The 7,282-nt window shown below is 69.9% G+C and carries 10 protein-coding genes; 3 read left to right on the plus strand and 7 right to left on the minus strand.

Features of this window, described 5'->3' with window-relative positions; translation table 11 throughout:
• Nucleotide 1: 1 nt before the first annotated feature.
• Nucleotides 2-694, minus strand: coding sequence for an urease accessory protein UreF (locus DFQ15_RS15705; RefSeq protein WP_110466882.1), 693 nt, complete (start codon nt 692-694; stop codon nt 2-4).
• Nucleotides 687-1,514, minus strand: coding sequence for an urease accessory protein UreE (gene ureE, locus DFQ15_RS15710; RefSeq protein WP_110466883.1), 828 nt, complete (start codon nt 1,512-1,514; stop codon nt 687-689). Before ureE ends, DFQ15_RS15705 begins: the two co-directional genes overlap by 8 nt.
• A gap of 66 nt (nt 1,515-1,580) precedes the next feature.
• Between ureE and DFQ15_RS15715 the strand changes: the two genes are divergently transcribed.
• Together DFQ15_RS15715 and DFQ15_RS15720 are read left to right on the plus strand one after the other, a co-directional pair.
• The gene (locus DFQ15_RS15715) at nt 1,581-1,805 is read left to right on the plus strand and encodes an AbrB/MazE/SpoVT family DNA-binding domain-containing protein (RefSeq protein ID WP_110466884.1); all 225 of its coding nucleotides are present in this window, start codon (nt 1,581-1,583) and stop codon (nt 1,803-1,805) included.
• Nucleotides 1,802-2,203: a type II toxin-antitoxin system death-on-curing family toxin gene (locus DFQ15_RS15720; protein ID WP_110466885.1), complete on the plus strand. Its 402-nt coding sequence runs from the start codon at nt 1,802-1,804 to the stop codon at nt 2,201-2,203. Before DFQ15_RS15715 ends, DFQ15_RS15720 begins: the two co-directional genes overlap by 4 nt.
• Nucleotides 2,204-2,211: 8 nt before the next feature.
• On the opposite strand, the gene ureC is transcribed toward DFQ15_RS15720, so the two are convergent.
• The 5 genes from ureC to DFQ15_RS15745 all read right to left on the minus strand — a co-directional run bounded on the left by ureC (nt 2,212) and on the right by DFQ15_RS15745 (nt 6,400).
• Nucleotides 2,212-3,969, minus strand: a complete 1,758-nt coding sequence (gene ureC / locus DFQ15_RS15725) for an urease subunit alpha (protein ID WP_110466886.1) — start codon at nt 3,967-3,969, stop codon at nt 2,212-2,214.
• Nucleotides 3,970-4,055: 86 nt separating this feature from the next.
• Nucleotides 4,056-4,361: an urease subunit beta gene (locus DFQ15_RS15730; RefSeq protein ID WP_055842501.1), complete on the minus strand. Its 306-nt coding sequence runs from the start codon at nt 4,359-4,361 to the stop codon at nt 4,056-4,058.
• A gap of 14 nt (nt 4,362-4,375) precedes the next feature.
• Nucleotides 4,376-5,005, minus strand: a complete 630-nt coding sequence (locus DFQ15_RS15735) for a HupE/UreJ family protein (RefSeq protein ID WP_110466887.1) — start codon at nt 5,003-5,005, stop codon at nt 4,376-4,378.
• A gap of 92 nt (nt 5,006-5,097) precedes the next feature.
• On the minus strand, nt 5,098-5,400 hold the full coding sequence (locus DFQ15_RS15740) for an urease subunit gamma (RefSeq protein ID WP_110466888.1): 303 nt from the start codon (nt 5,398-5,400) through the stop codon (nt 5,098-5,100).
• Nucleotides 5,401-5,542: 142 nt separating this feature from the next.
• Complete coding sequence (locus DFQ15_RS15745; protein WP_110466889.1) at nt 5,543-6,400, minus strand: urease accessory protein UreD; 858 nt, start codon at nt 6,398-6,400, stop codon at nt 5,543-5,545.
• Nucleotides 6,401-6,539: 139 nt separating this feature from the next.
• Between DFQ15_RS15745 and DFQ15_RS15750 the strand changes: the two genes are divergently transcribed.
• Nucleotides 6,540-6,908, plus strand: coding sequence for an RcnB family protein (locus tag DFQ15_RS15750; RefSeq protein WP_110466890.1), 369 nt, complete (start codon nt 6,540-6,542; stop codon nt 6,906-6,908).
• Nucleotides 6,909-7,282 lie beyond the last annotated feature (374 nt).

The following is a 7,282-nucleotide window of genomic DNA, read 5'->3' on the forward strand; positions in this document are numbered from 1 at the left end:
ATCAGCTTCTGAATAAACGGGAGTATTGGGTTTCGTGGCGGGCCGAGAGGATCGCGAGCATCGGGCTCAGGGCCTGGCGTTCGTCGTCGGGGAGCGCCATCGCGCGTTCGACGGCGAGGGGAATCGCATAGGCCAGGCGGCCCAGGATGCGCTGGCCGGCGCTCTGGCCGAGCGGTACCGACTTGAGGGCGGTCTGCACCATCGTCTCGGCCCAGCCGAAGGCGAAGGTGCTGCAGATGTCGACCGGCGCCGCATCGGTGCGCGCCGCGGCGACGGCGAAGGCCACCGGGTAGGTCGGCTGCCAGCCGGCGAGCAGGCCCGCATCGGCCGGATGCAGGTTGCGCAGCCAGTCGGCCAGCGACCGGCCCATCTGCTCGGTCTGCAGCCGCAGCTCGCTCGACTCGCGGCTGCGGCGCACCCAGTCGTCGAGCGTACGCAGGCGCGCGGCATCGCCGGCCCGGGCGGCCACCACACCCTGCGCCAGCACCGGCAGGTCGCTGCGGGCGAGCGAGAGGTGCAACTGGTCGCAGATCCAGTCGGATGCTATCGATTCCGTAGCTACACCCCGGTATTCCACGCCGGCTTCGAGCCCTTCGGAGTACGAAAACCCGCCCACCGGCAGCGCCGGCGAGGCCAGCCAGATCATCTGCAGCAGGCCGGCGCTGGCGCGCGGTGCCGGGGCGGCCTCAGGCATGGCCGGGACGCTTGGCGTGGAACTGCACGGCGACCGGCGCGGGAGCGGGTGCGTGGTCGTGGTCGTGGTCGTGGTCGCCGTGCGCGCATCCGGGTCCGTGGACGTGGCCGGGCGCGCCATGCGTAGCGGTGGCAGGCGCCGCGGGGGTGTGGTCATGCGTATGGCCATGGTCGTGGTGGCCGTGGGCGCATCCCGGGCCGTGGACGTGGCCGGGCGCGCCGTGGGCGGGCGCCGTATCGTGCGCGTGGACGTGGCCGGCTTCGGCCGCAGGGGCGTGGGCGTGGGCGTGCTGCGGCGCGCCGTGGTCGTGACCATGCGCATGGGCGTGCCCCGCAGCATGGCCGTGCCCGCCGTGCGCGGCGCTGTGCGCCCCGTACGCGCCGCCTTCGGGCTCGAACGGCTCGGTCGCCTCGCGCACGATCAGGTGCTGCGAGCGCAGCATCTCGGCCAGCACATGGTCGGGCTCGATTTGCAGGTAGGCCGGGTTCAGCTCGATCGGCACGTGGCGGTTGCCCAGGTGGTAGGCGGCGCGGGTCAGGTCGAAGGGCGTGCCGTGGGAGGCGCAGTGGGTGATCCGCAGCACCGCCTGCGGCGCCGCGACGACACGCACCAGCGAGCCGTCCTCGGCCACCAGCACGTCGCCACCGCGCACCAGCGTGCCGCGCGGCAGGAACACGCCGATGCGGCGGCCGGTGCTGTCGGTGGCGTCGAAGCGACTTTTTTGGCGCACGTCCCAGTCGAGCTCGACGGTGGCGGCGCGCTTGAGCAGGACCGGCGCGAGGCCACGGCCCTGGGGCATGAGTTTGTTGGCGGTGAGCATGGATGTGACTTGCGGCAAAAGACAGGATCAGAGAATATATAACAACCGTTATAACAAGGAGTTTCCATGTCGGCCCTCAAACTCACCCAGATCGGCAATTCTGTAGGCGTGATCCTGCCCAAGGAAGTGCTGGCCCGGCTCAAGCTCGGAAAAGGCGACACGGTGTTCATGACCGAAGCGACCAACGGCGTGACGCTGACCCCTTACGACCCCGCCCTGGACGAGCAGTTGAAGCTCGGCCGTGAATTCATGCGCGACTTCCGCGACACCTTTCATCAGTTGGCCAAATGAACGAGGCGCCTTTCTGGCGGTGGGTGGAGCCCGAAGCGCTGTTGCTGCTGCACGACGAAAGTCTGGCCGAGCATGGCGGGGCGCCCGGCCTGCGGGATTCGCATCTTTTCCAGTCTGCCCTTGGGCGGCCCCGCAACCTCGCGCTGTATGGCACGCCCGACCTGGCCGATCTCGCGGCCAGCTACGGCATAGGGTTGGCCAAGAACCATGCTTTCGTGGACGGCAACAAGCGTGTCGCCTTTCTGGCCGTCGGTCTGTTTCTCGCGCTCAACGGTCACCGGCTGCACACCACCCAGGCCGACGCGACCCTGACGATGCTGGATGTGGCGTCGGGCGCCATGGACGAGACGGCATTCGCCACCTGGTTGCGTGCCCATGTGCAGCCGCGTAGCGCCTGAGCCTGTTTCTAGAACAGGAAATACCGCTGCGCCATCGGCAGCACGCTCGCCGGCTCGCAGGTCAGCAGTTGGCCGTCGGCCCGCACCTCGTAGGTCTGCGCATCGATCTCCATGCGCGGCGTGGCGCCGTTGTGGACCAGGTGGTGCTTGCGCACCCCGCGGATGTTCTTCACCGCCGACAGGGTCTTCTTCAAGCCGAACTTCTCCTTGATGCCCAGCCCCAGCCCCGCCTGCGAGACGAAGGTGAGCGAGCCGCCGGTGACGGCGCCGCCGTAGGCGCCGAACATCGGCCGGTAGTGCACCGGTTGGGGCGTGGGGATGGAGGCGTTGGGGTCGCCCATCGCGGCCATGGCGATGAAGCCGCCCTTGAGGATCACCGAAGGCTTCACCCCGAAGAAGGCCGGCTTCCACAGCACGATGTCGGCCCACTTGCCTTCCTCGACGCTGCCCACCTCGTGGCTGATGCCGTGGGCGACGGCGGGGTTGATGCCCAGCTTGGCGATGTAGCGCTTGGCGCGGAAGTTGTCGTTCCTGCTGTCGTCCTGCACCGCGGCGCCCGGCACGCCGGCCGCCAGCGTCGGCGCCGCCAGCCATCCCCGCTGCTGCTTCATCTTGTGCGCCGTCTGCCAGCAGCGGATGGTGATCTCGCCGACGCGGCCCATCGCCTGGCTGTCGGAGCTGAACATGCTGATCGCGCCCAGGTCGTGCAGGATGTCCTCGGCCGCGATGGTCTCCTTGCGGATGCGGCTCTCGGCGAAGGCCAGGTCTTCCGCGATGGCCGGGTCCAGGTGGTGGCAGACCATCAGCATGTCGACGTGTTCGTCGAGCGTGTTGACGGTGTAGGGCATGGTGGGGTTGGTGGAGCTCGGCAGGAAATTGGCCTCGCCCACCACCCGCAGGATGTCGGGCGCGTGGCCGCCGCCGGCGCCTTCGGTGTGGAAGGCGCAGAGCCCGCGGCCGGCGGCGGCAGCGATGGTGTTCTCGACGAAGCCAGATTCGTTCAGGGTATCGCTGTGGATCGCCACCTGCGTGTCGGTCTCGTCGGCCACGCTCAGGCAGGCGTCGATCGCCGACGGCGTGGTGCCCCAGTCCTCGTGCAGCTTCAGGCCGATCACGCCCGCGTCGATCTGCTCGCGCAGCGCCTCGGGTCGGCTGGCGTTGCCCTTGCCCAGGAAGCCCAGGTTCATCGGGAAGGCGTCGGCCGCCTGCAGCATGCGCTCGATGTTGGCCGGGCCGGGCGTGCAGGTGGTGGCGAAGGTACCGGTGGCCGGGCCGGTGCCGCCGCCCAGCATGGTGGTGGTGCCGGCGGCCAGCGCATGCTCGATCTGCTGCGGGCAGATGAAGTGGATGTGGCTGTCGATCGCGCCGGCGGTCACGATGCTGCCTTCGCAGCTCAGGATCTCGGTGCCGGGGCCGATCACGATGTCGACGCCCGGCTGGGTGTCGGGGTTGCCTGCCTTGCCGATCCTGGCGATGCGGCCGCCCCTGATGCCGATATCGGCCTTGACGATGCCCCAGTGGTCCAGGATCAGCGCGTTGGTCAGCACCAGGTCCATGGCACCAGAAGCATTGGTGCGCTGGCTCTGGGCCATGCCGTCGCGGATCGTCTTGCCGCCGCCGAACTTCACCTCTTCGCCGTAGCTGCCGGCGCGCAGGGTGTAGTCGGCCTCGACTTCGACGACCAGGTCGGTGTCGGCCAACCGCACCCGGTCGCCGACGGTGGGGCCGAAGATTTCCGCATAGGCGCGGCGGGAGATGGTGGCCATGGCAAGCTCTCGTTGGTTTGCAATTCAATTCATAGCTGGAGGTCGGCGATACGCGCCGGCATCAGCCACTTTTCATTCAAAAACGGCTACAGCGGGCCCTGCACCAGCCCGCGGAAGCCGTAGACCACCCGGTCACCCGCGTAGTCCACCAGCTCCACCGTGCGCTGCTGGCCCGGCTCGAAGCGCACCGCGCTGCCCGAGGCGATGTTGAGCCGCATGCCGCGCGCCGCGTCGCGGTCGAAGCCGAGCGCGCCGTTGGTCTCGGCGAAGTGGTAGTGCGAGCCGACCTGGATCGGCCGCTCGCTTTCGTTGCGCACCACCAAGGTCACGGTGCGGCGGCCGGTGTTGAGGGCGTGTTCGCCCTCGTCGGTGAAGAGTTCGCCGGGGATCATGCTGGCGGTCCCTTTCAGGCCAGGCGGGTCAGCAGCGCCACGCCCAGGCCGGCCACCGCCGCACCCGCGATGCGCGGCAGCCAGGCCGAGCGGGTGCGCAGCGCCCAGCCGGCGGCGATGCCCGCGCCGTGCAGCAGCACGGTGGCGGCCAACATGCCGGCCAGCACGAGCGCGGCGTCGGGCTGCCCCGCCAGCTCGGTGCCGTGGGCGATGCCGTGGAACAGCGCGAACACGCCCACCACCGCCGCAGCCACGGCGCTGTTCAGCCGCAGCCGCGTCAGCACCAGCAGGCCGAGGGCCAGCAGCGAGGCGGCGATCATCGGCTCGACCGCCGGCAGCGCCAGGCCCTGCAGGCCCAGGAGCGCGCCGGCCAGCAGCATCGCGGCGAAGGCCAGCGGCGCCCGCAGCAGCTCGGTGCCGCCCCTGCGCGCCACCAGCGCCGACCACAGGCCCACCGCCACCATCGCGGCCAGGTGGTCGGCGCCGGTGAACGGATGCACGAAGCCGGCGAGGAAGCCGCCCGCCGCGGCCGTGCCGCCGTGGTGGGAGCCGGCATCGGCCCTCAGGTGGGCCAGCGCGGCGAGGGGAGCGGCGCAGGCCGCGGTGGCGGCCGCGGTGCGGCCAAGGAAGAACTTGCGGGACATCGCGGATTCCTTTCGGTCGGACGAAGGGGAGATGGAGAAAGCGGGAGGGGCGCCGGCAAAGGCACCTGGACTGCCGGCGAAAGGCCGGGCGTTCACTGGATCGGCTGATGCACCGTGACCAGCTTGGTGCCGTCGGGGAAGGTGGCCTCGACCTGGATGTCGGGGATCATCTCGGGCACGCCGTCCATCACGTCGGCCCGGGCCAGCACCTCGCGGCCCTCGCTCATCAGCTGCGCCACCGTCTTGCCGTCGCGGGCACCCTCCATCACCGCGGCGCTGATCAGCGCGACCGATTCTGGGTAGTTGAGCTTGAGCCCGCGGTCCTTGCGGCGTTCGGCCAGCAGGGCGGCGGTGAAGAGCAGAAGCTTGTCTTTTTCGCGGGGCGTGAGTTCCATGCCGTTTCCTCGGGTTCGGTGCCGTGCGCCGCACGGCGCACTTTGCGGCGCGGGGGCCGGGCAGTGCAGGATCGTAAAGCAGTAAACCTCCCGGACGGGCCGCGCGGATATGTCGCCTGACGTATTCCGGCCCCCGCAACCGCTACATCGCCCATATCCGCGGCAGCGTGGCCGGCAGACCCCAGCGGGCGGCGCGCCAGGCGGCGCGCACCTGGCGCATCAGGTCCATCGCCGGCTCCACCACCGGAGCCAGGGCGCGCACCACCACCACCCGGCCGTCGGGGCTGGTGGCGCCGGCGGTCTCGTGCAGCGCATGGGCGTCGATCACCGCGCGGGCCGCGTCCAGGGCCGCTTCGCGCGCGCCGCGGTCGAGCGGGCTGCCGGCGAGCAAAAAGACCGATGCCATGCAGCGGTGGCCGGCCAGGCCCAGGGGCGAGTCGAGCAGCAGGGTGTCGTCGGCCGAGATGCGACCACGCTCCAGCCAGACGCCCGGCATCTCGATGTGCTGCAGCAGGCTGCCGCGCAGGAAGGGCAGACCGGCGTGCGGCAGGCCGAAGGCGGTCACGTCCCAGCCGATCAGCTCGGCGCCGGGGGCCAGCTCCATCCGAAGGTGGTTCTCGGCCTGGCAGGCGTCGTAGCAGAGGGCCTCGGCCGGCAGCCATTCCAGCCGGGCGCCGGCCTCCAGCACGATGCGGCTGCGCTGCATCGCCGTCTCGCCCTGCGAGCGGTAGAAGCGGGTGGCGCCGGGCGTGGTGACCAGGCCGTGGGCGCCGCTGCCCACGCCCACCCCGATGTCGAGCACGTCGCCGCCGACCAGCCCGCCCGGCGGATGCACCAGCACGTTGTGGCAGATGTCGGGGCCTTCGGGGAACAGGCTCTGCAGAATGCGCAGGGGGCCGTCGTGCCGGAAGCGGGCGGCGGTGCGTACGGCGGCGGGACCGTCGCCTTCGGTGGCGAGTTCGCTGCGGTAGTCGAGTCGGAGTCGGGCGTGCCAGGGCATGGGGCGCGAGTGTAGAGGCCGGCCACCGACGGTCGCATCCATGTCGGATGTGTAGTGTTGGGGTAAAGGCGCGGCGCGCCTACGCCGCGGGGTCCGGACAGGAGGGACGATGGCGCCTCGATCACACAGGAACCACGCCATGAAAAACCGCCTGATCTCCGCATCCCTCCTGGTTGCGCTCGCACTGGGCGCCACCGCCGCCGGCGCCCAGGTCTACGACCGCAGCGGACCGCGCGACAACGGTCCGCCGATGGGCCGCCCCGGGGGCGACCCGCGCTATGGCGCAGCCCAGAACGACCGTCGCGGCCCCGAGTTCGAGCGCCACGAGTTCCGCCGTGGCGGCCATGTCCCGCCGGCCTACCGCAGCCGCCAGTACGTGGTGGAGGACTGGCGCGAACACCGCCTGAGCGCACCGCCCCGGGGCCACCGCTGGGTGCAGGCCGGCGGCGACTACCTGCTGGTCTCGATCCGCACCGGCGCGATCGTGCAGGTGATCGGCAGCCGCTGACAGCGCGCCGGTGCCACGGTGCCGCATGTAAGACGAAAGGCCCTGCGAGGGCCTTTTGTTCGTTCTAGGCGATTGCACGAATGCACTAGGGCGTGTTATCAATCCATCCCCCCAAGCCTTAAAAGCCGAGGGATTGCTCCCTGTCTGGCCTATAAGCAGAAGATGTGCACTGAGCGACGCGCAATGGCAACACATCTAGAACCTGCTGCCCTGCCGGCCCGGCCAGCCAGGCGTCATGGCGCGGGACAGCCGCCTCTTCGTCGATGCGGTCCTCTACCGCTAGTGTGGTGTCTCAAAAATAAGCCGAACTAAGTTGACGAATGGTTATCCATGAGTTTCCAAGTCCAGGAAACTACAAAGATGACCAGATCAGG

The sequence above is a fragment of the Xylophilus ampelinus genome, assembly GCF_003217575.1.
GTDB lineage: Bacteria > Pseudomonadota > Gammaproteobacteria > Burkholderiales > Burkholderiaceae_C > Xylophilus > Xylophilus ampelinus.